This window comes from Burkholderia sp. PU8-34 (assembly GCF_053427725.1).
The window spans coordinates 65,215-92,172 of sequence record NZ_JBSAXC010000020.1 but is presented as its reverse complement, the minus strand read 5'-3'; the positions used below and the strand labels follow the sequence as shown (position 1 = coordinate 92,172).

Here is a 26,958-nt window from a genome sequence, read left to right as displayed (position 1 = left end):
TCCATGACGACGCCTGTTCTCGACGATCCTGTCCGTGTTCAACAAGCCGCAGCGCTGTGCCAGAACGGACGCCATGCCGATGCCCTGTCGCTCGTCGCGCCGCTGCTCGACGCGCCGGCATCGCCGGTTCTGGCGCTGCATGTCGCGGCGGTCTGCGCTCGGCCTGAACCGGCTGGCGGATGCGGAAGCATGGTGGCGGCGCGCGCTCGAGGTCGCGCCGGATTTCGACCCATCGTACGACGGTCTCGGCGCGCTGCTCATCGCGCACGGGCGACTGGCCGAGGCCGAGGCCGTATGCCGGCGGCAGCTCGCGTCCGTGCGTCCCGTGCGGGCGCCGCACCATCACCGGCTCGGCAAGGTGCTCGAGGCGCTCGGCCGGCTCGACGACGCCGAGCACGCGTTCGGGCAGGCGCTGCTGGTCGAACCGCGCTACCCGGACGCGCTGATCGATCTCGGCAACGTGCTCCGGTCGCTCGGCCGGCCGGGCGAGGCGGAGCTCGCTTACCGCCTCGCGATCGCGGTCAGCGCGGACCACGGGCTCGCGCACGCGAATCTCGGCGCGATCCTCGTCGACATGCAGCGGCTGCCCGAGGCCGAAGCGGCCAGCCGGCAGGCGGTCGCGCTCTGCCCGGACCATCCCGAGGCGCACTACAACCTCGGGATCGCGCTGCAGAACCAGGATCGCCTGCCCGAGGCGGAGGCCGCCTATCGCGATGCGATCCGCTGCCGTCCCGGCCTCGCGCATGCACACAACAATCTCGGCTGCGTCGTGCGCGCGCTGGGCCGCCACGACGAAGCGATGGCTGCGTTCGCGCAAGCGCTCGCGCTCGCACCGCAACTGGCCGAAGTGCACTACAACTTCGGCGCTTTGCTCGCGCATGTCGGCCGGCAGGACGATGCGGAGCACGCGTACCGGCGGGCGCTCGAATTGCGCGCCGATTACGGCGACGCCCGTTTCGGACTGGCGACGCTGCTGCTCGGCCTGGGACGCTTCGAAGAGGGCTGGCGGCTTTACGAGTCGCGCTACGAGCAGCCCGGGTTCGTCCATCGCAAGACGCGCGAGGTGCTGCGCTGCGCGCAGTGGCAAGGCGAGCCGCTCGCCGGCAAGACGCTGCTCGTCTGGCAGGAGGACGGCCTCGGCGACATGCTGCAGTTCAGCCGTTATTTCGCTGGCTTCTGCGCGCAACGCGCGGCGCGCGTCGTGTTCGCGTGCCAGCCTGCGCTGCACCGGCTGATGGAAACCGTCGACGGCGTCGACGAGGTGCTCGATCACGACGCAGCAGCCGCGCGCGTCGCGGAATTCGATTGCTGGACGAGCCTCTTGAGCGCGCCGCTGCATTTCGGCACGACGGTCGACACGATTCCGCCGCCGGTACGGCTCACGCCGGAGCCAGCCCGGGTCGAGCGTTGGCGCGCGCGGCGCGATTCGCTGCTGAATTCGCGGTGCTCGACGAGCAAGTGGTCGCAGGCGGCGGCATGCGTTGAGCGTCTGCGGCACGGCGCATCTCCGTGTGCGATGACAATTTCCGCTTCGAAAGCGATGTGGCGTCATCCAGCTTGTCAAGCGGGTGGGGCGAGCTTGAGTGGGCGCGCTCGAAACGGGCGAGAGGAGTGGACGCCTCGGCCGAGCGGTCCGCAAGCTATGCCCGACAAAAAAATGCCCGCACGAGGCGGGCATGAGTCGAACGAGCACGCCCTCACTTCGGCGTGTAGTGCTTGTTGTCGGGTTGGGCGCGCAGCGTTGCGGCGCGCCGGGCGGCCTCAGAGACGCGCCATGTGGTGATATTCGCCGACGGCCTGCACGCGGCCCATCGCCGCCTGGTATTCGTCGGTGAGTTGCTGCTGCGCGACGCGGGCGTCGGTGAAGATCCGCGCGTTGCTGGCGTGGACGCGGCGGATCGCGGCGATGCCGGCCGGCGGCTGATCCGTCGAGAGCGACATGACGAGCGGCGAGCGCACCTCGGCCAGACGCGCGGCCTCGGCCCAGTCGGCCATCGCCACCGCGTGTTCGATCGCGTCGGTGAGCACGTTCAGTCGATCGATCAGTTCGGCTTGTTTCATGTCCAGTCCCGTTACGGAGGGTTACTTGTTGGTCGCCATCGCACCTGCGCTGTTCTGGCCGCCGAACAATTGCGTCAGGTACTGCGAATTGTTGTTCATCGTCGCCATCAGCGTGTTGAGCGCGGTGAATTGCGCCTGGTATTGACTCGTTAACTGCGTCGTATAGGTGGCGAGGGTCGATTGTTGCGAGGCGATGCTGGTCAGGTCGGTATTGATCGCGGTCGATTCGGTATCGATGATGCCGCCGGTCTGCGTGAAACTCGTAATGCTGTTGTTCAGTTTAGTGGCGATGCCAGTGGTCGAATTGAACAGTGCGGCGACTGTCGACGGCGAATTTGTCAGCGCGGTGTTCAGCGCGGTGCTGTCCGTGGTCAGCGAGCCATCCGCATTCAACGTGATGCCGATCGAGTTGAGCGAGAGCGTGGAGTTACCGCTCTGGACGCCGCCGCTGATGATGCTCGACAGCGAATTCCGGACCGTGTTGATCATCGAGTCGCCCAGCAGCGGGCCGGCCTGCGACCCTTGCGGCTGACTGGGGTCGAACGACGTGAGCGTACCCATCGTCGTGATCAGCGTGTTGTACAGATTCACGAAGTTGGTGATCGCGGTTGCTTGCGAGGTCGTGTCCTTCGCGATGGTCAGCGTTTGCGAGTTGCCGGTGGTGGTGCCGGACGAAGACGTAGTGCCAAGCGCGGCAGCGGTCAGGTTCAGCGTCACGCCAGAGATCGCGGTGGTAGACGTATTGGTGGAGCTGCTGATCGACGTGCCGTCCACGGTAAAGAGCGCGTCTTGTGCCGCCTGCGTCTGAGTCCATGCGACGTTGCCCGACGATGTGACAGCCGAAGCCGTCATGCTGCCAAGGCTCGATAGCCCCTGATCGTTCTGTACGCCGCTCATCGAAACGCTGATGGCGTTCGAGCCGCCGTTGGTCGGCGTCAGCACGAGCTGCGCGCCCCCTGACGTGGTGACGACTTTTGCCGTCACGCCCGGATTGCCGCTTGCCGAGTTGATTGCCGAGGCGATGCCGCTCAACGTGTTGTTTGTCGAGTCGATTGTGAGGTTCATCGACTGGCCGCCGATCGCTACGGTCATGGTGCCCGTGCCGAGCGCCTGTGTCGGGCTGAGCGTACCCGATGTGAGCGATGGCGAAGAGCTCACGCCGAGACTCGACAGGCCGGTGTCGCTCGTGACGTTGCTTGTGGTGACGTTGATCTTGTTCGAGGCGCCGGTCATAGTCGAGCGCAGCACGAGGTGCGCGCCGTCCGTACCGGTGACGATGGTCGCCGTGACGCCCGGATTATTGGTCGCCGAGTTGATCGCCGACGCAATGCCGCTCAGCGTGTTGTTCGACGAGTCGACGCTGACGCTCATCGACTGGCCGCCGAGTGAGATGTTCAACGTGCCGGTGCCGAGCGCCGTTGTGGCGTTGAATGCGCCGGAGGAAATCGTCTGTGCCTGGGCGATTTGCGAAACGGTGATCGCGTAGCTGCCCGCGACGGCGCCCACGCCGGCGGTGGCGGTGATCCCGCTGCCGCTGCCGGTGGCCGTATAGGATGCCAGCGTCTTGCCGTTCGAGAGATTGGTCAGGGTCGCTTGCAACGCCGACAGTGCTGACTTCAACGTGCCGATCGCGGAGAGCTTCGTGTTGTCACTAGTTTTCTGTGAATTCAATGAGGCTGTCTGACTGGCCGTCTTCGCGTTGACGAGCGCCGTCACCAACGACGAAACATCCATCGATGAATTGCCCGTCGAGCCGCTGATAATCGACTGTGCAGCCTGCTGGAGTGCGGTGTTGGTGCTTGCAGTCGTATTGACGGTGGTTGCGGTGGATGTCGTCGAGACGGTTGACATGGAGAGGCTCCGTGCGTCGGTGAGTCAGTAAGGCCTGGTTTGTTGATTCAGAATGCAGTGCGGGAGGCAATGCCTCCCGTCCAACCAACTATTGCATACGCGCCAAGCAGCACGCACGACGCGTATGTCTTTACTGCGTGAAGCCTTACTGCAGCAGCTTCAGGACCTGCTGCGGCAGCGAGTTGGCTTGCGCCAGCACCGAGATACCAGCCTGTTGCAGCACCTGCGCCTTGCTAAGGTTCGCCGTTTCCTGCGCGAAGTTCGCGTCGGTGATTTGCGATTGCGCTTGAGACAGGTCGGTGGACTGCGCCTGCTGCCCCGCGGCGATCGCCGTGAAGCGGTTTTGCGCGGCACCCAGCGTTGCCTGGATAGTGTTCACAGTGTTCAGCGCATTGTCGATCGATTCGATTGCCTGGTTGGCGCCGGCCGTCGTGCTGATGTTGACGTTCGCGAGCGTGCCCGGATTGTTGTTGGCGTCGACCTGGGCAAATGACGCGAGTGCCGGGCTAGAGGTGGGAACAGCACCAGCCGTCCACGTGAATGTGTCACCGTTGGTGCCGCCCCCGATGTTCGCCTGCGTGATCAGCTTGCCGGCAGTGCCGACGGATCCCACGAGGGTAGTCGCGGCTCCAGAACTGAGTGCGTTCCCGTTTTGATCGAGGAAATTGAGATGCCCCCCAATACCTTCCTGCACAGTGATCGACGTGATCGCACCGGCCGACCCGGGAGGAACCGCCGCACCCGTGCTCGCGTTAAGGCTCAGACCGGTGAGCGTGCCCAATGTCGTCCCGGCTGCGGGAAGAGCGCCCAAAAGCCCGCCACTCGTGGCGGAGATCGCCGCTGCTTGAGCAGTTGAAGACGTCAGCGCCAGCGTATTGCCCGCACCGCCGCCAGGCGCCGTCATGGTGAACAGGCTACCAGCAGTCGTCGTGGTGCCAACGAGCCCGGCCGCCAGCGCGTTGCCGGACTGGTCCGCGAACGTGTACCCGCCTGCGCCGTCCGTCTTCACCGTGATCGACGTGATCGCACCTGCGGTGCCTGCTGCCACGTCGGCGCCAGTTTTGGCGTCAATGCTGATACCCGTGATGGTACCAATGGTCGTGCCGGTGCCAACCGGATAGTTGGCAACGTTGTTCAGTGCGCTGATTGCCGAAACTTGATTCTTGACATCCAGAACGCTGGTACCGGCGGCATTCGTCGTGATGTTCAGTGCGCCGCCTACCCCAGTCGAAGTGCCGAACAGCGCGGCCGAGGCAGCGCTTGTGAGGGCCTGATTGTTCTGGTCCGTATAGGTGAAACCGCCCTTGCCGTCAGAAAGGACATTGATCGACGTGATCTGGTAGCCCTTTGAGGTCTGCGCGTTATAGGTACCGCCCGTCGCCGAGTCCACGTTGACGTTCGCGATCGAGCCAAGGGTGGTACCTGCTCCAACCAGGCCCTTGCCGAGCGCAGTCGACGACACATTCTGCGTCAGGTTCAGGTTCATCGTCTGGCCAACATTCGCGCCGACCTGGAAGCTCACGTTGCCCGCTGAACCATCCAGCACGCTCTTGCCGTTGTACGTCGTTTGCGACGCGATACGGTTCACTTCGGCGATCTGCTGGGCAACTTCCTGCTGTAGCGCTGCCTGGTTGGACGACGTCAAGCCACCATTCGATGCCTGAACGGCCAGCGTACGGATACGTTGCAGGCTCGACGTGATCTGCGCGAGGCCGCTGGTTGCCGTCTGGATCATCGACACGCCGTCGTTCGCGTTAGACACGCCTTGGTTCAGGCCGTTGATTTGCGTTTGCATGCCGGTCGAGATCGCCAGACCTGCTGCATCGTCCGCCGCACTGTTGATGCGCTTGCCCGACGACAGGCGCGTGATGGCTTGCGAAAGAGCGCTTTGCGAGCCGCTGAGGTTCTGCTGCGCGACCAGCGAGTTGATGTTGCTGTTAATTCCGAGCATGGAAAAATCTCCTAAGTAAGCCGAAAGCCCTTAAAAGCCGTATTGGCATCGGCGGAAGCACTCGTTCATTGCTGGCCGCCTCAGAGCAGGATTTCGGCGCCCCAAAACAAAACTTGAGGGCAACGTCGAGATTCGGCCCGATTTTTATGTTTCAGGGACAAATCGCCGCAGCACCCCGCCAGCCGGGGCTCACAGCGCGCCCGACGCGCGATCGCGACGGAAAAGTGGTAAACCGGTAGGCGAACCGATGTTTACCTGCTAAGATGGCGGGCTGAATTGAGATTTCTGTCACGCCCTTGCCGTTCTCGGCATGTCTGCTGGCAGTCAAACGCGGCGCTGCACGCGGCTTGTGAAGCGTAATCGCGGTGCTTTCCGCCTCTCTTTTCCGGCCTCCGAGGCCGTATTTCCGCTCGTTTCGCCTGTTGTGGGGACGCCCGGATGGCCGGTGCGTGGCGCTTGGCCGCTACGTTTTTGACCGTTTAAGCAATTTAGGAACGACATGACGACGATTCTTCTGAAAGAAAACGAGCCGTTCGAAGTGGCGATTCGCCGCTTTCGCCGTGCTATCGAAAAAAATGGCCTGATCGCTGAGCTGCGTGAGCGCCAGTCGTACGAAAAGCCGACCGCTGTTCGCAAGCGCAAGAAGGCAGCTGCTGTGAAGCGCCTGCACAAGCGCCTGCGCAGCCAGATGCTGCCGAAGAAGCTCCACTAAGAGCTTCCCCGGTTCGCCGCGAAACGGCGGAGCGTGCTTCGAAAGAAGCCGCTCCGCCGTTTTGCTTTTGAGGCAGGGATTTAACTTGCCTTGCGCGCCCGCGCCGGCTGCTTGCCGCCCAGCGCCGCGCACGTCGCGTGGCACGGACAGCCGGCTTCGTGGTCGTTCACCATGCCGGTCGCCTGCATCAGTGCATAGCAGATCGTCGAGCCGACGAACTTGCAGCCGTATGCCTTCAGCGCCTTGCTGAGCGCATCGGACTGCTCGGTCGACGCAGGCGCGTCGCGATACGACTGCCACGCGTTCTGGATCGGCACGTGATCGACGAACGACCACAGGAACTGCGCGAGCGAGCCGTGTTCGTCGCGAATTTTCTGCACGGCGCGCGCGTTGGTCACCGCGGCCTCCACCTTCGCGCGGTTGCGCACGATGCCCGGATCCTCCAGCAGCTTCTCGATGCGCTTCGGCGTGAAGCGAGCGACGGCGTCGACGTCGAAATCGGCGAACGCCGCGCGGTAGCCGGCCCGCTTGTTCAGGATCGTCGACCACGACAGCCCGGCCTGCGCGCCTTCGAGGATCAGCATCTCGAACAGGTGGCGATCGTCATGCGACGGCACACCCCATTCCGTATCGTGATAGTGCGCGTCCGCTTCCGTCTTCACCCAGTTGCACCGCTGCGACATCGCTCGCCTCGCTTCCCGTTTCGATTCGATCGCGCCAGCATAGCGGAAGCCCTCGGGGCGGCAAAGCCGGCCGAACGGCAGATGGGCGCGCGGCGCCGATCCGGTTAAGCTTGGCGCCTGTTCGAATCGGCAGGTGAACGCATGACTGAAATACTTTTTGCGATCGGCATCGACGGCGGCGGCACCGGCACCCGCGCGGTGCTGGCGGATCGGCACGGCCGCGAGCTTGCGCAAGGGCGCGGCGGCCCGTCGGGGCTCGGGCTCGGCATCGAGCGCGCGTGGGCATCGATCGGCGTGGCGTGCGCGGACGCGTTCACGCAAGCGGGGCTCGCGCTCGACTGGGCGCATTGCACGCTCGCGTGCGGGCTCGCCGGCGTGAACAATGCGGGATGGCTCGCTGAATTCCGCGCGCAGGCGCCGCTTGCGGCGCTGACGGTCGAAAGCGATGCGTATACGACGGTGGTCGGCGCGCACGGCGGCGCGCCAGGGCTTATCGTCGCGCTCGGCACAGGGAGCATCGCGGCGGCGCTGGATGCGACGGGCGAGTGCCGGATCGCGGGCGGTTTCGGTTTTCCGTCGGGCGACGAGGCGAGCGGCGCGTGGCTCGGCATGCGCGCGCTCGCGTATGCGCAGCAGGCGCTCGACGGGCGCGCGCCGCGCGACGCGTTTGCTGGCGCGCTGCTCGCCGAGATCGGCGCACAGGATCGCGATGCGCTCGTTCAATGGTCGTGCGACGCGAACCAAACGGCCTATGCGCGCCTCGCGCCGCTCGTCTTTGCGCATCGCACACATCCGTACGCGGCTGCGCTGATTGCGCAGGCGGGTGAAGAGATCGGCAAGATGATCGATGCGCTCGATCCGCAGCATGCGCTGCCGGTCGCGCTGTGCGGCGGGCTTGCCGATGCGCTGGCGCCGGCCGTGCCTGCGCGCCACGCCGCACGGCTGCGCGCGCCGCTCGAGGATTCCGCGCACGGCGCGCTCAGGCTGGCGCTGGAGGCGGTCGGGCAGCGTTGATCGAATCGGACGTGGCGCCGTCGGGGCGCGTCGGTTCGCGGGTGTTGCCGTGTTCCGGTAGAAGCACTTCACCCGAGGCCCCACCCCCGAACCTGACAACCGCCCGACACGCCCCAACGCGCGACGCTAAAATACCGGTTCCGCAGAGCCATCCGCGCCCATCCCGCCCCATGTACAAAGTCATCGCCACCGATCTCGACGGCACGCTGCTGAACAGCGATCACCAGCTCGACCCGTTCACGATCGAGACCGTCCGCCGTCTCGACCGTGACGGCCTGCAGTTCGTCATCGCGACGGGGCGCCACTATGCGGACGTCGCAGGCATCCGCGACGTGCTCGGCATCCGTCCGTACCTGATCACGTCGAACGGCGCGCGCGTGCATGCGCCCGACGACACGACGATCCATGCGCAGGACATCGATCCCGCGATCGTCCGCCGTCTCGTGCAACCGGAAGTCGCGGGCACGCACGGCCGCGTGATCGTGAACCTGTTCGCCGACCGGCACTGGCTGATCGACCGCGATGCGCCGCACCTGCTCGAGTTCCACCAGGATTCGGGCTTCCGCTACGACGTGATCGACATGGCCGCGCACACCGGAGCCGACATTGCGAAGGTGCTGTACATCGGCGATCCGGCGGACCTGGCGGGGGTGTCCGAACGGTTGCATGCGCAATTTGGCGACCAGCTGTACGTCACGTACTCGCTGCCCGATTGCCTGGAGGTGATGGCCGCGAATGTGTCGAAGGGCCGCGCGCTGCGTGCGGTGCTCGGGCGGCTCGGCGTCGTGACCGGCCACTGCATCGCGTTCGGCGACAACATGAACGACATCGACCTGCTCGAAACCGCCGGCCACGCGTTCATGATGAGCAACGCGAATCCGGACCTGATTGCCCGCCTGCCGCACATCCCGCGGATCGGCAACAACTTCGACGCCGGCGTTGCCCGGCACCTGCGCACGCTGTTCGCGCTGGACGGCGCCGCCGCGCACTGAATGAAAAACGGGCGCCGACGGCGCCCGTTGAAACTGCCTGCCTCGCTTTTGTTCGACAGCGTGAGGCTCGCTGCTCCTGCTCGCTTGACCCCGTTGCGTTTTTATTCGCTTGTGCGAGCGGATGCCGACGGCAGCAGATCGAGCGCGTTGTCGCGCCCTGCGACCAGCGGATAGATGACCCCGGCGATGATCGCGCCGACGATCGGCGCGACCCAGAACAGCCAGAGCTGCCCGATCGCCTCGCCGCCGACGAACAGCGCGGGGCCTGTCGAGCGGGCCGGGTTCACCGACGTGTTGGTGACCGGGATCGAAATCAGGTGGATCAGCGTCAGGCACAGGCCGATCGCGATCGGCGCGAAGCCGGCCGGCGCGCGCTTGTCGGTCGCGCCGAGGATCACGAACAGGAAGAACGCGGTCATCACGACTTCGCAGATGAACGCCGCGCCGAGCGCGTAGTGGCCGGGCGAGCGCTCGCCGAAGCCGTTCGTCGCGAAGCCGCTGCCGACGACGTCGAAACCGGGCTTGCCGGTCGCGATCAGATACAGCACGAACGCGCCGATCGTCGCACCGACGACTTGCGCGACGATATACGGCAAGAGGTCGCGCGCCGGGAAGCGGCCGGCGACCGTCAGGCCGACGCTTACCGCCGGATTCAGATGGCAGCCCGAAATATGGCCGATCGCAAAGGCCATCGTCAGCACGGTCAGGCCGAACGCGAGCGCCACGCCGGCAAAGCCGATGCCGAGGCCCGGAAAGGCCGCCGCCAGCACGGCGCTGCCGCATCCGCCGAGCACCAGCCAGAACGTGCCGAATACCTCGGCCGCAAGCCGCTGAGAAAGGTTCATGACGCGATCCCGCAGGATGTGAAGTGGGGGAGCGGCGGACGGTTCATGATTTAAACCGCCCCCGAATTGGTCTGGATTATAGGAAATGAATCAGGGGTGCGAGGGTCAACGATTGTTAAATCTCAATGGCGGCCGAACGGCTTTTATTAGAATAAGTCCGCATTCACGATATTGCCGGTTCAGTTAAAAATACGATCATTAATTTCAACAGGTACGGTGGCAGTGCGGATTGCGTAACGGATGCTTTGTGTCTAGGCTGGAATTGCCAGGGCCGCATCATGAAACAGGGAGCCGAAAATGTCTCAATACGCGAAACTCAAGGCGCAGATCGCCGATTTGCAGGCCCAGGCTGAAGACGTACGTCGTCAGGAAGTCGAAGCCGTGATCGCGGATGTCCAGCGAATGATTGCCGAATACGGGCTGACTGCCCAGGATCTGGGCTTCGCCGAGCGCGCCCGGCGGGGCCGTCCGCCGAAAAAGGCGCCGCTGCCGGCGAAATACCGCGACCCGAAGACGGGCGCCACGTGGAGTGGCCGCGGCAAGCCGCCGAATTGGATCGTCGGCAAAAACCGCGACCGCTTTGTGATCGAATAAACGTTTGGCCAAATGCGAAAGAGCCGCATCGGCGATGCGGCTCTTTCGTATTGCACGCCGATTTCGGCATGCTTTCGGCGGGCAATTCGCAGCCCGATTTCGGGCGAATTTCCGGCGTCAGCCGCCTGCGACCCGGCGCAATACCGGCTGTTTCGTCGCCGCGCAAAGGTTTTCGTAAGTCTCGACATAGCGCCGCGCCATCGCCTTCGCGCTGAATCGGGTATCGAAACGCGCGCGGATCGCGTCGCGCGACAGGCTGTCGATCCGGTGCAGTGCGCCGACCGCGCCCTGAATGTCCTCGACGATGAAGCCCGTCACGCCGTCCTCGATCACTTCCGGCACCGAACCGCGGTTGAAGGCGACGACCGGCGTGCCGCACGCCATCGACTCGATCATCACGAGGCCGAACGGCTCCGGCCAGTCGATCGGGAACAGCAGCGCCTTCGCGCCGGACAGGAACGCAGGCTTTTGCGCCTCGTTGATCTCGCCGATGAATTCGACGTGCGCCTCGCCGAGCAGCGGCTCGATCACTTCCTTGAAATAGTCGGCGTCGGCCTTGTCGACCTTCGCGGCAATCTTGAGCGGCAGCCCGCTTTGCGCGGCGATCCGGATCGCGGTGTCAACGCGCTTTTCCGGGCAGATGCGGCCGAGGAAGGCAAGGTATTCGGGCTTCACGCCCGGTTGCGGCGTGAGCAGCGTGTCGGGCAGCCCGTGATACACGGTGCCGGCCCACGCGGCCTGCGGCAGCGGCTTGCGCTGCGAATTGGAGATCGACACGACGGGCGCGTCGGGGAACGCGTCGAACACCGGCTGCAGCTCGGGCAGGTCGAGCCGCCCGTGCAGCGTCGTCACGTACGGCGTGTCGAGGCGCGACATCAGCGGGAACGGCAGGTAGTCGAGGTGAAAGTGCAGCACGTCGTATTCGTGCGCGACGCGCGCCACCTGCTCGAGCAGGCGCATATGGGGCGCCATCGTATCGCGGATCGACGGATCGAGCCGCAGCGCGCGCGGCCAGGCCGCCTCGAGGCGGGCGGACGTGACGGAGTCGCCGCTGGCGAACAGCGTGACGTCGTGGCCGAGATCCACCAGCGCTTCGGTCAGGTAGGACACGACACGCTCGGTGCCGCCGTAGAGTTTTGGCGGGACGGCTTCGTAAAGGGGCGCGATCTGGGCAATACGCATTGGGCGATCTCCTTTGCTTGGGTGGCGGAACTCGCCGAAGCACGCGTGTGGCGGTGCGTGGCCGGGCATCGGGCGGGGTGCCGGGCGCCGGACGGCAAGCTGCGGGGCGGCCGGCACGCGTCGCGCCGTCGCCCATTGGAGTCCATTATCGGGATCGGCCTGCAGGGTTCGAGTGTTTTTTCAAACACTTATAGCTTGTTACAGGATGAAATACGCGAAAACCCCGATAAAAAGGGTGTGGACACAAAATATTGGTTAACCACGACAATTGTTGCGCGCGCGTGAAAAACCTCTATAATTTTTACCGATTCGCCCGCCAGCGGCCCCGTCCGTCGGCCTTCTGCGACTTCCGGTCACATCTCTTTCCGCTCCCCCGCCTTTCAAATTGCCTTGTCGGAAAAATTCCTACACGGTTTACAGACAAATCCTGCAAGGTGCGCGCCATTTCGCTGATACCGGCGTTTAACCCGTTTGGCCAAAATTCGCTGTAAGACTATAAACGTGCCGATTTCGCGCCACGAGCCGCCTGATCGAGCAAACGTTGTCATAACACGAATGGCCAAAGTTCTAAACGGGGTAATCATGAGCGCTACAAGCGAAATGCTCAGTGAGATCAATGAGGTGAACCTGTCGTACCTCCTGCTTGCCCAGCGGCTGCTGCGCGAGGACAAGGCGATGGGCATGTTCCGCATGGGAATTTCCGAGGAACTGGCCGACGTGCTCGGCAACCTGACGCTCGCGCAGACCGTGAAGCTCGCAGCGTCGAACCAGATGCTGTGCCGCTTCCGTTTCGACGATCACGTGCTGCTGTCGTCGCTTGCCGACAAGGGCCGCAGCGCCGTCGTCGCGCAAGCCCATTCCGCGATCCTGATGGCCGGCCAGCCGGTCGAAAGCGTCCGCTGACAGTCCCGCCCTGCGTTCATCCCGGCGCGCATGCGCCGGGTGACGCGCGCGTGGACGACTCCCATACGAAGCAACGAGAAGCGAACAGCTATCACTATGGCAATCAAAAGCGTCGTGGTCGAGGTGAAGGAAATCACGCTCGCCATCGAACTGATCGAACTGGGCGCCCGGCTGCAGCTGCTGGAGGCGGAGACGAGCCTGTCGCGGGACCGTCTGATCAAGCTGTACAAGGAACTGAAGGGGGCCTCGCCGCCGAAGGGGATGCTGCCGTTCTCGACCGACTGGTTCATGACGTGGCAGCCGAACATCCACTCGTCGCTGTTCTACAACATCTACCGGTTCATGCAGGACCACGGCCGCTGCGAGCCGATCCAGGCGATCGTGAAGGCGTACCGGCTCTACCTGGAGCACGTGAACCTGTCCGGCGACGAGGCGGCGCTGAGCCTCACGCGCGCGTGGACGCTCGTGCGCTTCTTCGATTCGGGGATGCTGCAACTGACGTCGTGCACGCGCTGCGGCGGCCATTTCGTCGCGCATGCGCATGATCCGCATCAAGGTTTCGTGTGCGGCCTGTGCCAGCCGCCGTCGCGCGCCGGCAAGACCCGCAAGGCCGCCGCGGCACTGGCCGGACGGGCCGCGCTCGCCGCCTGAGCCCCGTCGGGCGGGGTTCGGAAGGCCGGAAACCGGCGCCGCCGGGCGCGCGTCATCCGCCGCGGATTGCTGGTAAACACGGCCCGCACGCCGCCGCACGGCTGCCAAAGTTTTCCTGACGACTGCCGTAAACCACTTAACGGCGGCCTCCCCGCCGGTCATTCGTGAGGGACAGGCAGTGCTGATTTTCGTGGGAACACTCGTGACGCTGTTGTCGGTCTTCGGCGGCTATGCGCTGGCGGGCGGACATCTGGGCGCATTGATCCAGCCGGTCGAGATCCTGATGATCGCGGGCGCCGGCGTGGGCGCGTTCATCCTCGGCAACGGCATCAAGACCATCAAGGCGACGCTGCGGGTCCTGCCGACGCTCTTCAAGGGTTCGAAATACACGAAGGACGTCTACATGGAGCTGATGGGGCTCCTGTACGTGCTGCTCGCGAAGGCGCGCAAGGAAGGCACGCTGACGCTCGAGGCCGACATCGACGATCCGGACAAGAGCCCGATCTTCACGCAGTATCCGAAGATTCTCGCGGACCGCCACATCGTCGAATTCCTGACCGATTACCTGCGGCTGATGGTCGGCGGCAACATGAACGCGTTCGAGATCGAAAGCCTGATGGACGAGGAGATCGAGACGCACCACGCGGAAGGCGAAGGCCCCGCGAACGCGCTGATGCGGGTCGGCGACGCGATGCCGGCGTTCGGGATCGTCGCGGCCGTGATGGGCGTCGTGCACACGATGGCGTCCGCCGACAAGCCGCCCGCGGTGCTCGGCGCGATGATCGCGCAGGCGCTCGTCGGCACGTTCCTCGGCATCCTGCTGTCGTACGGGCTGATCGGGCCGCTCGCGAGCCTCGCGGAGCAGCGCGTCGCCGAGTCGACGAAGATGTTCCAGTGCATCAAGGTGACGATCCTCGCGAGCCTGAACGGCTACGCGCCCGCGATCGCGGTCGAGTTCGGCCGCAAGGTGCTGTACTCGACCGAGCGTCCGTCGTTCTCGGAGCTCGAAGAGCACGTGCGCCGCGTGAAGGCGAAGTGACGCGGAGCGCCCGATGAGCAAGAGCAAGGATCGCGCGATCGTCGTCAAACGGGTCGCCCCGCAGAAGAAGGGGCACCACGGCGGTGCATGGAAGCTCGCGTACGCGGACTTCATGACGGCAATGATGGCGTTCTTCCTGCTGATGTGGCTGCTGAGCGCCGTGACGCCCGTGCAGCTGAAGGGGATCGCCGATTACTTCAACACGCCGCTCCAGGCGGCGCTGTTCGGCAATGGCGACCGCAGCGCGCAGGACTCCAGCATCGTCAACGGCGGCGGGCGCGACATCTCGAGCATCGACACCGGCACGACGCGCCGCACCGACGGCTCGACGAGCCTCGCGGACCATGTCGCGAAGAAGAACGACGAGGACGCGCAGGCGCAGGCGCAAGGCGCGATCGAGCGCCGCGAGCAGGCGCGCCTGCACGACCTGCAGATCAAGCTGATGGCCGCGATCGAGGCGAACCCGACGCTGCGCCAGTTCAAGCAGCAGATCCGCATCGACTCGACGCTGATGGGGCTGCGCATCGAGATCGTCGATACCCAGAAGCGGCCGATGTTCGCGATGTCGAGCGACCATGTCGAGCCGTACATGCGCGACATCCTGCGCGAGATCGGCAAGACGCTGAACGACGTGCCGAACCGGATCATCGTGCAGGGCCACACCGACGCGGTGCCGTACGCGGGCGGCGAAGGCGGCTACAGCAACTGGGAGCTGTCGGCCGACCGCGCGAACGCGTCGCGCCGCGAGCTGATCGCGGGCGGCATGGACGAGGCGAAAGTGCTGCGCGTGCTCGGCCTCGCGTCGACGCAGAACCTGAACAAGGCCGACCCGCTCGATCCGGAGAACCGCCGGATCAGCGTGATCGTGCTGAACCGCAAATCCGAAGAGGCGCTGATGCGCGACGACGCGACGACAACCACGCTGTCGGCCGATGCCGCGGGCTCGAAGCAGCTGGTGCAGCAGCTCGCCGGCGCGCAGCCGGCCGCGCACCCGGCGCCCGCCGCGCCCGCGACGGTGTCAGCGCCGATGTCCGCGACGGCGCCCGCGCCGGCATCGGTGCCCCGACCCTGACGTTTCCGAGACACACATGATCCGAACCATTCTCGCCATCGACGATTCCGCGACCATGCGCGCGCTGCTGCAGGCGACGCTCGCGCAAGCCGGCTACGACGTGACGGTGGCGCCGGACGGCGAAGCCGGCTTCGACCTGGCGGCCACCACGGCGTACGACCTCGTGCTGACCGACCAGAACATGCCGAAGAAGAGCGGGCTCGAGGTGATCGCCGCGCTGCGCGCGCTGTCCGCGTATGCGGACACGCCGATCCTCGTGCTGACGACCGAGGGCAGCGACGCCTTCAAGGCCGCCGCGCGCGATGCGGGCGCGACCGGCTGGATCGAGAAGCCGATCGACCCGGCGGTGCTGCTCGAGCTGGTCGCGACGCTGTCCGCGCCGGCCGAATCCTGACATGAAACAGCCCCCACGCTCACTTCGTTCGCTGCTCCCCATGGGGGCGCGTCAGTACGCCTGGGGCGCCCCGGCGCGTACCGACAACGCGACGACCTTATCCGGTGACCCGGCATGACTCTCGACATCACTCAGTTCTACCAGACGTTTTTCGACGAGGCGGACGAGCTGCTCGCGCAGATGGAGCAGTTGCTGCTGAACCTTGACGTTGACGCGCCCGATCCCGAGGACCTGGCCGCGATTTTCCGCGCCGCGCATTCGATCAAGGGCGGCGCCGCGACGTTCGGCTTCTCGGCGCTCACCGATACGACCCACATCCTCGAATCGCTGCTCGACCGCGCGCGCAACCATGAGCTGACGCTGACGAAGGAGATGGTCGACGCGTTCCTGGAAACCAAGGACGTGCTGTCCGACCAGCTCGCCGACTATCGTGCGAGCGCGGAGCCCGACGCGGCGGCAGCCGCGGCGATCTGCGCGAAGCTCGAGCGGCTGAAGGCCGCGAGCGGTGCGCCGGCCGCCGTTGCGCCCGCACCCGCCGCAGCCGTCGCACCGGCCGCAAGCACGCCGGCGAGCGTCCCGGCCGCCGCACCGGCCGCCGCACCGGCCATCGCACCGGCCATCGCACCGGCCGATCCGTGCGTGCCCGATCACGTCGTCGAGCAGGCGGTCGAGGCCGCGCATCCGGCCGCCGCGCCGTCCGCCGCCGCCGGCCCGCACCTGAAGATCACGCTGACCGGCGTCGACGCGAAGGACCAGGCGCTTCTCACCGAGGAACTCGGCAACCTCGGCCGGATCATCGGCCGTGAGGACGCGGGCGGCGCGCTGACGCTGTGGCTCGACTCCGATGTGCCGTCCGACGACATCGTCGCGGTGTGCTGCTTCGTGATCGACGAAAGCCAGATCGCGGTCGGCCACGGTACCGCACCGGCCGCGCCCGCCGCGCAGGCGGACGCTGACACGGCCCGGGCGGTCCAGGCGGCCGACGTTGCCCCATCCGCGGCCGAGCAGCCGGCTGCACAGTCCGCCGTGCCGCCGTCCGCCGCACCTTCGCCGGCTGCGCAAGCGGCTGTTCAGGCGGCTGCACCGCAGCCTGCCGCCGCCGCACCGGATTTTCACCCGGCCGCAGCAGCAGGCCAGCCGGCCTCCGCGTCGCATGAACATCCTGCACCCCACGCGCACCACGACGACAAGCGCGCGCGCCCGGCGGCGGCCGCCTCGGGCGGCGAGGGCAGCTCGATCCGCGTCGGCGTCGAAAAGGTCGACCAGCTGATCAACCTCGTCGGCGAACTCGTGATCACGCAGGCGATGCTCGCGGAGACCGCGAGCGCGTTCGATCCGGCGCTGCACGATCGCCTGTTCAACGGGATGGCGCAGCTCGAACGCAACGCGCGCGACCTGCAGGAAGCGGTGATGTCGATCCGGATGATGCCGATGGACTACGTGTTCAGCCGCTTCCCGCGGCTCGTGCGCGATCTCGCTGGCAAGCTCGGCAAGCAGGTCGAGCTCGTCACGTTCGGCCAGGCGACCGAGCTCGACAAGAGCCTGATCGAGCGGATCATCGATCCGCTCACGCACCTCGTGCGCAACAGCCTTGACCACGGGATCGAGACCGTCGACAAGCGGCTCGCGGCCGGCAAGGACACGGTCGGCCAGCTCGTGCTGTCGGCCGCGCATCACGGCGGCAACATCGTGATCGAGGTCAGCGACGACGGCGGCGGCCTGAACCGCGAGCGGATTCTCGCAAAGGCCGCGAAGCAGGGGATGCAGGTGTCCGACAACATCAGCGACGACGAAGTCTGGCAGCTGATCTTCGCGCCGGGCTTCTCGACCGCCGAGACGGTGACCGACGTGTCGGGCCGCGGCGTCGGGATGGACGTCGTGAAGCGCAACATCCAGTCGATGGGCGGCCACGTCGAGATCTCGTCGCAGGCCGGCCGCGGCACGACGACGCGCATCGTGCTGCCGCTCACGCTCGCGATCCTCGACGGCATGTCGGTGAAGGTCGGCGGCGAGATCTTCATCCTGCCGCTGAACTTCGTGATGGAGTCGCTGCAGCCGTCGGCCGACGACATCTACACGGTCGGCAACGGCGAGCGCGTCGTGCGCGTGCGCGGCGAATACCTGCCGCTCGTCGCGCTGCACGAAGTGTTCTCGGTGGTCGATGCGCGCACCGACCCGACCCAGGGGATCGTCACGATCATGGAAACCGAGGGCCGCCGCTTCGCGATGCTGATCGACGAGCTGGTCGGCCAGCAGCAGGTGGTCGTGAAGAACCTCGAAACCAACTACCGCAAGGTGCGTGGCATCTCGGCGGCGACGATTCTCGGCGACGGCAGCGTCGCGCTGATCGTCGATGTCGCGGCGCTGAACCGCGAAACCCGTGCGACGCACGGCGCCCATGCGGGCGCTGCGCTCGCGATGTTCTGACTCTCGCCATCAACCGATTGGGGGCAAACGTGTCTGCTGAAGTCCAAATGATCAATCCGGCCGCGGCGAACGCGGCCACGAGCCGCCGCGACGCAGCGCACGGCGATGCGACGGGTCAGGAATTCCTCGTGTTCACGCTCGGCGACGAGGAATACGGAATCGACATCCTGAAGGTGCAGGAAATCCGCGGCTACGACAGCGTCACGCGCATCGCGAACGCGCCCGACTTCATCAAGGGCGTGATCAACCTGCGCGGGATCATCGTGCCGATCGTCGACATGCGGATCAAGTTCCACCTCGGCCGCGTCGAGTACGACCACCAGACCGTCGTGATCATCCTGAACGTCGCGCACCGCGTGGTCGGGATGGTGGTCGACGGCGTGTCGGACGTGCTGACGCTGTCGGCCGACCAGATCATGCCCGCGCCGGAGTTCGGCGCGACGCTGACGACCGAGTACCTGACGGGCCTCGGCACGGTCGACGGCCGGATGCTGATCCTGATGGACATCGAGAAGCTGATGTCGAGCCGGGAAATGGCGCTGATCGAGACGCTGGGCGTGTAAGCGCATTGGGCGCAAGGAATTTCGGGAGAACCTGCGATGTTGCAAAACTGGTCGATCCGCACGACGCTCACGGCGGTCGGACTCATTCTCGCGTGCCTCGCCGCGGCGGTCGGCGGGCTCGGCCTCTATGCGCTCCATCACGCGAGCCGCTCGCTCGACGAGATCTCGCACGTCGATCTGCCGGCGATCCACGCGCTCGATGACACGTCGTCGTACCTGCTGCGCGCCCGCGTATCGCTCGACCGCTTCCGCTCGCTGAGCGAAGGCGGCAACGCCGACGAGGCCGCCAAGGTGCTCGCGCGCGCACAGGAACTGTTCGCGAAGTCGAACCAGAACTGGCAGGCGTTCCAGTCGACCGCGAAGGACGGCGTCGACCAGGCGCTCGTCGACGAGCTTGCCGCGCGCTACACGACGATCGTCAAGGAAGGCGTCGAGCCCGAGTTCGCGGCCGCGCACGCGAATGACATGGCCGCATATCACGCGATTGCCGACACGAAGATCAGCCCGATGTTCGTCGCGTACGACCAGGCGGCATCGGCGGTGGTCGGCACGCTGCAGGCACGCGCGGAAGCGCGCCAGGACGCGACGCAGTCGCGCATCTCGCTGATGATCACGCTGATCGCCGCGGGCATTGCGCTCGCGGCCGTCCTTGTCGTCGCGATCCGCTTCGCGCTGCGCGGGCTGATCGTGCAGCCGCTCGAGGACGCGGCCGCGCATTTCGAGCGGATCGCCGGCGGCGACCTGACGACGCCCGTGCACGTGTTCAGCCGCAACGAGATCGGCCGCCTGTTCGGCGGCATCAAGCGGATGCAGGAAGCGGTCACGACGATGGTGCAGGCGATGCATCGCGGCACCGAGTCGATCGACGTCGGTGCGCGCGAGATCGCGACCGGCAACACCGACCTGTCGCAGCGCACCGAGGAGCAGGCCGCGTCGCTGCAGGAAACCGCATCGAGCATGGAGCAGCTGACGGGCACCGTGCGGCAGAACGCCGAGAACGCGCGCCAGGCGAGCCAGCTCGCGGTGAACGCGTCGGACATCGCGACCCAGGGCGGCGACGTGGTCGGCCAGGTGGTCGCGACGATGCAGGACATCGCGACGAGCTCGGGCAAGGTCGTCGACATCATCGGCACGATCGAGGGCATCGCGTTCCAGACCAACATCCTCGCGCTGAACGCGGCGGTCGAAGCCGCGCGCGCGGGCGAGCAGGGTCGCGGCTTCGCGGTGGTCGCGGGCGAGGTGCGTTCGCTCGCGCAGCGCAGCGCGGCGGCCGCGAAGGAAATCAAGCAGCTGATCGGCGATTCGGCCGACAAGGTGCAGAGCGGGTCGGCGCTCGTCGCGCGCGCAGGCTCGACGATGGACGAGATCGTGCAGGCCGTGCGCCGCGTGACCGACATCATGGGCGAGATCAGTGCCGCGTCGGAAGAGCAATCGACGGGCATCGAGCAGGTCAATCGCGCGGTCGGCCAGATGGACGCGGTCACGCAGCAGAACGCGGCGCTTGTCGAACAGGCGGCGGCCGCGGCTGCGTCGCTCGAGGAGCAGACCCGCCAGATGAAGACGATCGTGTCCGGCTGGCGCGTGGTCGGCGGCATGGCGCACGCGGCCACGCCCGCGAAGCCTGCACCGTTCGCCGCGAAGAGCGTCGGCCGTGCGGCGCCGCAGCCGGACGCGTTGCCCGCGCCGCAGCCCGCGAAGCGCGCGGCGGCCGTGGCCGGCGAGTCGAAGGGGACGGCCGAACGCGCGTCCCGCGCGTTGGCCGACAGCCATCCGCGCGCATCGAAGGACGCGGGCCAGGCGGCACCGGCCGCGGCCGGCTATGCGCCGCGCCTCGCGAAGCCGGCTGCGGCGGCTGCGCCTGCGGCCAAGCCCGCGCTCGTGCGGCCGACGCTCGCCGGCGAGAAGCCGGCGCTCGCCGCGACCGGCACGTCCGACGACGACTGGGAGACCTTCTGAGCCATGCTGTCCGCGCGCGCCTCGCTTCGTGCCGAACCACCGGAAACTCCGCAGCGCCCGGATGAGCCGGGGCGCGACTTCGCGTTCACGGCGGCCGACTTCGCGCGCATCCGCACGCTGATCCACCGCCGCGCGGGCATCTCGCTGTCCGAGCACAAGCGCGACATGGCGTACAGCCGGCTTGCGCGCCGGCTGCGCGCGCGCGGGCTCGACGCGTTTCGCGACTACCTCGACCTGCTCGAGCGCGAGGACGATCCGGCCGAGTGGGAAGCGTTCACCAACGCGCTGACGACGAACCTCACCGCGTTTTTCCGCGAGGCGCACCATTTCCCGATCCTCGCGGATTTCGTGAAGCACCGCGCCGCGCCGGTGTCGGTCTGGTGCTCGGCCGCGTCGACCGGCGAGGAGCCGTATTCGATCGCGATCACGCTGATCGAGGCGCTCGGCGAATCGGCGGCGCGCGGCGCGTCGATCCTCGCGACCGACCTCGACACGCAGGTGCTCGCGAAGGCCGAGGCCGGCATCTACAGCCACGACCAGGTCAAGCACCTGTCGCCGGAGCGGCTGAAGCGCTTCTTCCTGAAAGGGACGGGCGCGCAGGCCGGCCGCGTGAAGGTGCGCCCCGAGCTGCGCGCGATGATCCGCTTCGAGCAGCTCAACCTGACCGACGCCGACTACGGGATCGCGAAGCCGTTCGACGCGATCTTCTGCCGCAACGTGATGATCTACTTCGACAAGCCGACGCAGGGGCAGGTGCTCGGGCGCTTCGAGCCGCTCGTGAAGCCGGGCGGCCTGCTGTTCGCCGGCCACTCGGAGAACTTCACGTACGTGACGCAGGCGTTCCGGCTGCGCGGGCAGACGGTCTACGAACTGTCGAGCGATGCGGCGCCGCCGCGCAACCGCATGCGCGCCGCGGCCGCGCCGCCCGCCACCGGGGAACGCCGATGAGCGCGCTGCCGATCGCAACCAATCATTACTTCGACAGCCACTTCGGCCGCCCGGGCGTGAAGCTGCTGCCGAACGAGTTCTACACGACCGCCGACGACATGGTGCTGATGACCGTGCTCGGCTCGTGCGTCGCCGCGTGCCTGCACGATCCGGTCGCGGGCATCGGCGGGATGAACCACTTCATGCTGCCCGACGACGGCACGGACCCCGCCGCGACCGCGTCCGATTCGATGCGCTACGGCGCGTACGCGATGGAAGTGCTGATCAACGAACTGATCAAGGCGGGCGGCCGCCGCGAGCGCTTCGAGGCGAAGGTGTTCGGCGGCGCGGCGGTGCTCGCGGGCATGACGACGATCAACATCGGCGACCGCAACGCGGATTTCGTGCGCCGCTATCTCGCGCTCGAGCGCATTCGCATCACGGCGGAAGACCTGCAGGGCGTGCATCCGCGCAAGGTCGCGTTCATGCCGCATACGGGGCGCGCGATGGTGAAGAAGCTGCGGCTGCAGGTGCCGGGCGTCACCGAGCGCGAAGCCGCGCTCGCGCACGAGGCCGACCGCGCCGCGCGCTCGCGTGCGCACGTCGAGCTGTTCGCCGCGCCCGCGCAGCGGCCCGCCCCGCGCCCGGCACGGCCGCGCATCGAGCTGTTCGGCGCGCGCGGCGCGGCTGCCGGCAGTCCGTACGCGGGGAGCCCGTACGCCCAGACGGTATCGAAAAAGCAGGAGGCTTGAACGCAGTGCAGAAGATCAAAGTGTTGTGCGTCGACGATTCGGCGCTGATCCGCAGCCTGATGACGGAGATCATCAACAGCCAGCCCGACATGGCGGTGTGCGCGACCGCGCCCGATCCGCTCGTCGCGCGCGAGCTCATCAAGCAGCACAACCCCGACGTGCTCACGCTCGACGTCGAAATGCCGCGCATGGACGGGCTCGACTTCCTCGAGAAGCTGATGCGCCTGCGGCCGATGCCGGTCGTGATGGTGTCGTCGCTGACCGAGCGCGGCTCGGAGATCACGCTGCGCGCGCTCGAGCTCGGCGCGGTCGACTTCGTGACGAAGCCGCGCGTCGGCATCCGCGACGGGATGCTCGAGTACGCGGAGAAGCTCGCCGACAAGATCCGCGCGGCGTCGCGCGCCCGCGTGCGGCAGGCGCCGCAGCCGCATGCCGCCGCCGCCGCGCGCGCGGCCGACGGCCACGCCGCCGCGCCGCTCGTCAACAACCCGCTCGTCAGTACCGAGAAGCTGATCATCATCGGTGCGTCGACGGGCGGCACCGAGGCGATCCGCGAGGTGCTGACGCCGCTGCCGCCCGATGCGCCCGCCGTGCTGATCGCGCAGCACATGCCGCCCGGCTTCACGAAGTCGTTCGCGCAGCGCCTGAACGGGCTGTGCCGGATCGCGGTGAAGGAAGCCGAGCACGGCGAGCGCGTGCTGCCCGGCCACGCGTACATCGCGCCGGGCCACGCGCACCTGCTGCTCGCGAGAAGCGGCGCGAACTACATTGCGCAGCTGTCGGACGAGCCGCCCGTCAACCGGCACCGGCCGTCGGTCGACGTGCTGTTCCGCTCGGCGGCGACGCACGCGGGCAAGAACGCGATCGGCGTGATCCTGACCGGCATGGGCCGCGACGGCGCGGCCGGTCTGCTGGAGATGAAGCGCGCGGGCGCCCACACGTTCGCGCAGGACGAGGCGAGTTGCGTCGTGTTCGGGATGCCGCGCGAGGCGATCGCGCTCGGCGGCGCCGACGAGGTCGCGCCGCTCGCCGAGATGAGCCGCCGCGTGATGGGGCGGCTCGCGGCGATGGGCGACCGCGTGCAGCGCGTTTAAATTTGAATGACGCGAAACGCGTGCGACGATACGCGTTTCGGCGAAACGAATCTGGAAAGGAACGAAGATGGACAAGAGCATGAAAATCCTGGTGGTGGACGACTTCCCGACGATGCGCCGGATCGTCCGCAACCTGCTCAAGGAACTGGGCTATTCGAACGTCGACGAAGCGGAAGACGGCGCGGCGGGCCTCGCGCGGCTGCGCAGCGGCGGCTACGACTTCGTGATCTCCGACTGGAACATGCCGAACCTCGACGGCCTCGCGATGCTCAAGGAGATCCGCGCGGACGCGTCGCTCACGCACCTGCCGGTGCTGATGGTGACGGCCGAGTCGAAGAAGGAGAACATCATCGCGGCCGCGCAGGCGGGCGCGAGCGGCTATGTCGTGAAGCCGTTCACGGCCGCGACGCTCGACGAGAAGCTGAACAAGATCCTCGAAAAGATGGCGAAGGCCGGGAGCTGACGTGAACGAGCCGATTCATGCGGCGCTGGCCGGTGCGGGGTTTGCCGACGACAGTCAGGCCGAAGGTGCCGACGCGAGCGACCGTATCCTCGCGCGCATCGGCCAGCTGACGCGCACGCTGCGCGATTCGATGCGCGAGCTCGGGCTCGACAAGCACGTCGAGCAGGCGGCGGAAGCCGTGCCGGACGCGCGCGACCGGCTGCGCTACGTCGCGGCGATGACCGAGCAGGCGGCCGAGCGCGTGCTGACCGCGATCGAGATCGCGAAGCCCGTGCAGGAGCGCGTGCAGAACCAGGCCGAGGCGCTCGACGCGCGCTGGGCCCAGTGGTACGCGGCGCCGATCGAGCGCGCGGAAGTGCGCGAGCTGATGGACGACACGCGCGCATTCCTGCAGGCGTTGCCGGACGCGACGTCGGCGACCAGCGCGCAGCTCCTCGAGATCATGCTCGCGCAGGATTTCCAGGATCTGACCGGGCAGGTGATCAAGAAGATCATGGACATGGTCTACCTGATCGAGCAGCAGCTGCTCACCGTGCTGGTCGAGAACATCGCGCCCGAGCGGCGCGAGCAGTTCGCGGCGACCGCGGCCGCGCTCGCAGCCGAGCAGACGACGAGCAGCACCGGCAGCCCCGAAGCGCTGCTGAACGGGCCGCAGATCAATCCGGAGGGCAAGGCCGACGTCGTCCAGGACCAGGCGCAGGTCGACGACCTCCTCGCGAGCCTCGGATTCTGACGGGGCCGCCCAGGTGGGCCGCCCGAGTGGCCTCACCCCGAAGGCGCCGCATGACGGGTACTCCCACCGCCTCGGGGCGGCGAAACCCGGCACGGCCTCCGCATGCGCGCACCGCTCCGCCGGGAGACCCGCGCGGCCGCGCATCCGGCCGGTCGGCGCCGCACCTGCGGATTTGCTGAATTGACACTTAGATACACTCCGCAGGCATACTACGCTTCAGCAACATCCGATCAGCGGCATCAGAACCTTGTTCTTTTGTCTGTTTTGAGGCTGGGCTGCGGTGCCGACCACGCTGTCGGCGCCGCCGACAACGAGGCGAGTCCTGGGGGGGAACGTGAAGCTGAAACGTTTGGGCTGTGCTGCCGCGTCGGCGGCGGCGTTGATGAGCGTGCTGTGGAGCGTCCACGCGCATGCGGAACTGGGCGGCGCGCCGATGTCGCCGCCGGCCGACGACCACGCGGCCTCGGTGCGTGCGCTGCAGCGCGCGATGCGCTCGGCCGACGGTTCGTCGGCGAACGCGGCGACCTACACCGTCCGCGAGATCACGCTCGGGTCGGGCACCGTGATCCGCGAATACACATCCGCCGCCGGCACCGTGTTCGGCGTCGCGTGGCAAGGGCCGACGATGCCGGATCTCGCGTCGGTATTCGGCAGCTATTTCCCGCAATACACCGCTGGCGTCGAGGCGGCGCACCAGGCGCGCGGCTGGCGCGCGCCCGTGTCCGTCGATACGAGCGGCCTCGTGATCCGGACGGGCGGCCACATGGGCGCGTTCTCCGGTGAGGCGTGGCTGCCGCAGGCGCTGCCCGCCGGTTTCACCGGCAACGACATCCAGTGACAGCGGGAGACCGATCTTGCGTATTCCTCGTGACTTCATTCGCTGGCTCGGCGCGCTGAGCCTCGCGGCCGCGACGGCCGCGCTCGTCACCGCGTGCGGCGGCGGCGACGGCGGTTCCTCGGGCGGCAACAGCGGCGGCGGCAATGGCGGCTCGACCGGCGCCGCGAACACGGCGGTCATCACCGTGGGCCAGGGCGTCGCCAACGTGATCAACATTCCGACCGTCAGCGTGACGGTCTGCGCGCCCGGCACGTCGAACTGCCAGGTCGTCGACAACGTGCTCGTCGATACCGCGTCGTACGGGCTGCGGCTCGTCGGCAGCGCGGTGTCCGGCGTGCTCGCCAGCCTGCCCACCACGACCACGAGCGGCGGTGCGCCGATCGCCGAATGCGGCAAGTTCGTGTCGAGCTATACGTGGGGCTCGGTGCGCACCGTCGACCTGAAGGTGAGCGGCGAGACCGCGAGTTCGCTGCCGGTGCAGATCATCGGCGACCTCGGCACGACGAACGTCCCGACCTCGTGCACGAACGGCGGGGCGTCGGCGAACTCCGCAAGCGCGCTCGGCGCGAACGGGATTCTCGGCATCGGGCCGGCGCCGTACGACTGCGGGTCGACCTGCGCGACGTCGACGTCGTCGGCCAGCAACAACTACTACGCGTGCCCGAACGGCAATGCGAGCTGCGCGGTGACGCTCGTGTCGCTGTCGCAGCAGGTGGCCAATCCTGTCCAGCGTTTCGCGAGCGACAACAATGGCGTGATCGTGCAGATGCCACAGATCTCGAGCAGCGGCCAGTCCAGCGCGACGGGGCTGCTGACGTTCGGCATCGGCACGCAGACCAACAACCGGTTCGGGGCCACGACCAAGCTGACGTCGACGACGACAGGCGACCTCCAGAACTCGACGTTCCTCGGCCGCACCGTGACCGCGTTCTTCGACACGGGCTCGAACGCATACTTCTTCAACGATTCGGCGCAGACGGTGTGCTCGCGCAACACGCAGTTCTACTGCCCGGCGTCGACGGCCACCTACACGGCGACGCTCACCGGCCTGAACGGCACGGCGAGCAACGTGTCGATGTCGGTCCAGAACGCGGACACGCTGTTCTCGAACACGTCGACGTTCGCGTTCAACGACATCGCCGGACCGTTCGGCTCGACGGCCTGGCTTGATATCGGCCTGCCGCACTTCTACGGCAAGACGATCTACTTCGGGATGGATCTCACGTCGAACGGGGGCGCGGCGCCTTACGTCGCGTACTGA

Annotated in this window: 25 protein-coding genes and 2 pseudogenes; 20 read left to right on the top strand and 7 right to left on the bottom strand. The window is 66.9% G+C overall.

Annotated features, from left to right (window positions below; genetic code table 11):
* Positions 1–3 precede the first annotated feature (3 nt).
* Positions 4–1,432: pseudogene (locus ACV22Z_RS31360) on the top strand (tetratricopeptide repeat protein); the annotation flags it as partial.
* Between the two features lie 329 nt (positions 1,433–1,761).
* On the opposite strand, the gene ACV22Z_RS31355 reads toward ACV22Z_RS31360, so the two are convergent.
* The 4 genes and pseudogenes from ACV22Z_RS31355 to ACV22Z_RS31340 form a co-directional block, all read right to left on the bottom strand.
* Positions 1,762–2,061: a flagellar protein FliT gene (locus tag ACV22Z_RS31355; RefSeq protein ID WP_448080121.1), complete on the bottom strand. Its 300-nt coding sequence runs from the start codon at positions 2,059–2,061 to the stop codon at positions 1,762–1,764.
* A gap of 21 nt (positions 2,062–2,082) precedes the next feature.
* Positions 2,083–3,912, bottom strand: a complete 1,830-nt coding sequence (gene fliD / locus ACV22Z_RS31350) for a flagellar filament capping protein FliD (RefSeq protein WP_448080120.1) — start codon at positions 3,910–3,912, stop codon at positions 2,083–2,085.
* A 145-nt stretch (positions 3,913–4,057) separates the two neighbouring features.
* Positions 4,058–5,050, bottom strand: coding sequence for a flagellin (locus ACV22Z_RS31345; protein WP_448080131.1), 993 nt, complete (start codon positions 5,048–5,050; stop codon positions 4,058–4,060).
* A 6-nt stretch (positions 5,051–5,056) separates the two neighbouring features.
* Positions 5,057–5,863: pseudogene (locus tag ACV22Z_RS31340) on the bottom strand (flagellin N-terminal helical domain-containing protein); the annotation flags it as partial.
* Positions 5,864–6,362: 499 nt separating this feature from the next.
* Between ACV22Z_RS31340 and rpsU the strand changes: the two are divergent.
* Positions 6,363–6,575: a 30S ribosomal protein S21 gene (gene rpsU, locus ACV22Z_RS31335; protein WP_006401410.1), complete on the top strand. Its 213-nt coding sequence runs from the start codon at positions 6,363–6,365 to the stop codon at positions 6,573–6,575.
* 80 nt (positions 6,576–6,655) lie between these two features.
* Here the strand turns inward: rpsU and ACV22Z_RS31330 are convergent, their stop codons facing one another.
* Positions 6,656–7,258: a DNA-3-methyladenine glycosylase I gene (locus tag ACV22Z_RS31330; protein WP_448080119.1), complete on the bottom strand. Its 603-nt coding sequence runs from the start codon at positions 7,256–7,258 to the stop codon at positions 6,656–6,658.
* A gap of 141 nt (positions 7,259–7,399) precedes the next feature.
* Between ACV22Z_RS31330 and ACV22Z_RS31325 the strand changes: the two genes are divergently transcribed.
* Positions 7,400–8,272 (top strand): BadF/BadG/BcrA/BcrD ATPase family protein, encoded by an 873-nt coding sequence (locus ACV22Z_RS31325; RefSeq protein ID WP_448080118.1) that lies wholly within the window; start codon positions 7,400–7,402, stop codon positions 8,270–8,272.
* Between the two features lie 170 nt (positions 8,273–8,442).
* Entirely contained in the window at positions 8,443–9,264 is an 822-nt protein-coding gene (locus ACV22Z_RS31320) for a Cof-type HAD-IIB family hydrolase (protein WP_448080117.1), read from the top strand.
* Positions 9,265–9,365: 101 nt separating this feature from the next.
* On the opposite strand, the gene aqpZ is transcribed toward ACV22Z_RS31320, so the two are convergent.
* Positions 9,366–10,109, bottom strand: coding sequence for an aquaporin Z (aqpZ, locus tag ACV22Z_RS31315; protein ID WP_448080116.1), 744 nt, complete (start codon positions 10,107–10,109; stop codon positions 9,366–9,368).
* 297 nt (positions 10,110–10,406) lie between these two features.
* Here aqpZ and ACV22Z_RS31310 point away from each other — a divergent pair, with 297 nt between their 5' ends.
* A complete protein-coding gene (locus ACV22Z_RS31310; protein WP_448080115.1) occupies positions 10,407–10,703 on the top strand; it encodes an H-NS histone family protein in 297 nt (98 codons plus the stop codon).
* A gap of 117 nt (positions 10,704–10,820) precedes the next feature.
* Here the strand turns inward: ACV22Z_RS31310 and ACV22Z_RS31305 are convergent, their stop codons facing one another.
* Positions 10,821–11,885: a glycosyltransferase family 4 protein gene (locus tag ACV22Z_RS31305; protein ID WP_448080114.1), complete on the bottom strand. Its 1,065-nt coding sequence runs from the start codon at positions 11,883–11,885 to the stop codon at positions 10,821–10,823.
* 582 nt (positions 11,886–12,467) lie between these two features.
* On the opposite strand from ACV22Z_RS31305, the gene flhD reads away from it, so the two are divergent.
* The 15 genes from flhD (at position 12,468) to ACV22Z_RS31230 (ending at position 26,958) form a co-directional block, all read left to right on the top strand.
* Entirely contained in the window at positions 12,468–12,788 is a 321-nt protein-coding gene (gene flhD, locus ACV22Z_RS31300; RefSeq protein WP_448080113.1) for a flagellar transcriptional regulator FlhD, read from the top strand.
* Between the two features lie 96 nt (positions 12,789–12,884).
* A complete protein-coding gene (gene flhC, locus ACV22Z_RS31295; RefSeq protein ID WP_448080112.1) occupies positions 12,885–13,439 on the top strand; it encodes a flagellar transcriptional regulator FlhC in 555 nt (184 codons plus the stop codon).
* Between the two features lie 178 nt (positions 13,440–13,617).
* Entirely contained in the window at positions 13,618–14,478 is an 861-nt protein-coding gene (motA, locus tag ACV22Z_RS31290) for a flagellar motor stator protein MotA (protein WP_448080111.1), read from the top strand.
* Between the two features lie 13 nt (positions 14,479–14,491).
* On the top strand, positions 14,492–15,550 hold the full coding sequence (gene motB / locus ACV22Z_RS31285; RefSeq protein WP_448080110.1) for a flagellar motor protein MotB: 1,059 nt from the start codon (positions 14,492–14,494) through the stop codon (positions 15,548–15,550).
* 16 nt (positions 15,551–15,566) lie between these two features.
* On the top strand, positions 15,567–15,944 hold the full coding sequence (locus ACV22Z_RS31280; protein ID WP_448080109.1) for a response regulator: 378 nt from the start codon (positions 15,567–15,569) through the stop codon (positions 15,942–15,944).
* A 114-nt stretch (positions 15,945–16,058) separates the two neighbouring features.
* Complete coding sequence (cheA, locus tag ACV22Z_RS31275; RefSeq protein WP_448080108.1) at positions 16,059–18,371, top strand: chemotaxis protein CheA; 2,313 nt, start codon at positions 16,059–16,061, stop codon at positions 18,369–18,371.
* A gap of 47 nt (positions 18,372–18,418) precedes the next feature.
* Positions 18,419–18,934, top strand: coding sequence for a chemotaxis protein CheW (gene cheW / locus ACV22Z_RS31270; RefSeq protein WP_448080107.1), 516 nt, complete (start codon positions 18,419–18,421; stop codon positions 18,932–18,934).
* Between the two features lie 36 nt (positions 18,935–18,970).
* Positions 18,971–20,890: a methyl-accepting chemotaxis protein gene (locus ACV22Z_RS31265; RefSeq protein WP_448080106.1), complete on the top strand. Its 1,920-nt coding sequence runs from the start codon at positions 18,971–18,973 to the stop codon at positions 20,888–20,890.
* 3 nt (positions 20,891–20,893) lie between these two features.
* Complete coding sequence (locus ACV22Z_RS31260; RefSeq protein WP_448080105.1) at positions 20,894–21,838, top strand: CheR family methyltransferase; 945 nt, start codon at positions 20,894–20,896, stop codon at positions 21,836–21,838.
* Entirely contained in the window at positions 21,835–22,569 is a 735-nt protein-coding gene (cheD, locus tag ACV22Z_RS31255) for a chemoreceptor glutamine deamidase CheD (protein ID WP_448080104.1), read from the top strand. Before ACV22Z_RS31260 ends, cheD begins: the two co-directional genes overlap by 4 nt.
* The gene (locus ACV22Z_RS31250; protein WP_448080103.1) at positions 22,566–23,663 is read left to right on the top strand and encodes a protein-glutamate methylesterase/protein-glutamine glutaminase; all 1,098 of its coding nucleotides are present in this window, start codon (positions 22,566–22,568) and stop codon (positions 23,661–23,663) included. Before cheD ends, ACV22Z_RS31250 begins: the two co-directional genes overlap by 4 nt.
* A gap of 67 nt (positions 23,664–23,730) precedes the next feature.
* On the top strand, positions 23,731–24,126 hold the full coding sequence (cheY, locus tag ACV22Z_RS31245) for a chemotaxis response regulator CheY (RefSeq protein WP_448080102.1): 396 nt from the start codon (positions 23,731–23,733) through the stop codon (positions 24,124–24,126).
* A 1-nt stretch (position 24,127) separates the two neighbouring features.
* Positions 24,128–24,859 (top strand): protein phosphatase CheZ, encoded by a 732-nt coding sequence (gene cheZ / locus ACV22Z_RS31240; RefSeq protein WP_448080101.1) that lies wholly within the window; start codon positions 24,128–24,130, stop codon positions 24,857–24,859.
* A gap of 334 nt (positions 24,860–25,193) precedes the next feature.
* A complete protein-coding gene (locus ACV22Z_RS31235; protein WP_448080100.1) occupies positions 25,194–25,697 on the top strand; it encodes a DUF2844 domain-containing protein in 504 nt (167 codons plus the stop codon).
* Positions 25,698–25,713: 16 nt separating this feature from the next.
* Positions 25,714–26,958: a DUF3443 domain-containing protein gene (locus ACV22Z_RS31230; protein WP_448080099.1), complete on the top strand. Its 1,245-nt coding sequence runs from the start codon at positions 25,714–25,716 to the stop codon at positions 26,956–26,958.